Genomic DNA, 968 nt, shown 5'->3' with positions numbered 1-968 from the left:
GTCTTAACTTAATGACATTGCCGTAATCTCCATCTCTTTTTTAAAAAAGCAAGACAGATATTCTTTCGAAACATTGCAGCGCTTAGCCAAATCCCCTAAGCTGATCTGCTCTTGATAGTGATTATTCACGTACTGCGTAATATATTGCAGGCGATTAATAACATACACTTTGCGCTGACCAATTTGATTTTCCGTTGGCTTTTCTTTGGTAAAATGACTGAGCAAAAGCAACAGCACTTGATCAACAATCTGCTGCATTTCAAGATCTTTAAAAGTATCATTCGAAAGCCCCAACCAATAAAAGCGGGACAACAATCCTTGCAGCTCAGAATATGCGAATTTTTGATCTGCATTCAGTTTTTCTGGATCATTGATATCAATTTCTTGATGACTAATGTTTGGATAAAAATTTTCAACATAATCAAATGGGAAAATGATCGAAATACTTTTATTAATATTATTTTTTGGAGAATCAACGCTATGAATTACCTGCGTATTCACGACCAAAATTTGTCCAGCCTTGGTTGTATAGTCTCTCTTGCCAATGCGAAAATCACTGATTGAACCGTTTAAAGTAAAACTCAATTCAATACCGCGATGCCAGTGTGGAGCAACATAGCTGCTGAATTGTGCATCATGAAAAATAAAATGCCAAACGGGCAATGGATCAGTTGGTACAACCAGTTCATGCAGCTTAATCTGCTTGTTGACAGCCATTATAATTTTTCACCATTAACATGGAGCAGCAAGTCGTAGAGTGCGCCATACAAGTTGGCACTATTCTTAAACTTAGCATCTAAGACCTGCGGCTTAGTCAAAGTCTTTCCAATCAACGGATTGCTATTGATTATTTCATCATAGGCATGGTTAATTTCTTCAACGACGATTGGCTGTGCTGAAATTCCACCGCCTATAGCATAAGCATCAAGGTCAGCAACCGATTGAACATTAATGATAACCGTTGCCAC

1 protein-coding gene and 1 pseudogene are annotated in these 968 nt (G+C 37.8%); both read right to left on the bottom strand.

Annotated features, from left to right (window positions below):
* Positions 1–3: 3 nt before the first annotated feature.
* Positions 4–717, bottom strand: coding sequence for an AraC family ligand binding domain-containing protein (locus B2008_RS06940; protein ID WP_281828597.1), 714 nt, complete (start codon positions 715–717; stop codon positions 4–6).
* Positions 717–968 (bottom strand): annotated as a pseudogene (locus B2008_RS06935) (ROK family protein); the annotation flags it as partial. The gene B2008_RS06940 and the pseudogene B2008_RS06935, both read right to left, overlap by 1 nt.

Source organism: Lactobacillus sp. UBA5813 (genome assembly GCF_002417895.1).
Classification (GTDB): Bacteria; Bacillota; Bacilli; order Lactobacillales; family Lactobacillaceae; genus Lactobacillus; species Lactobacillus amylolyticus.
Note: the sequence above shows the minus strand (reverse complement) of the source record. Positions and strands in the feature narration are given on the sequence as shown.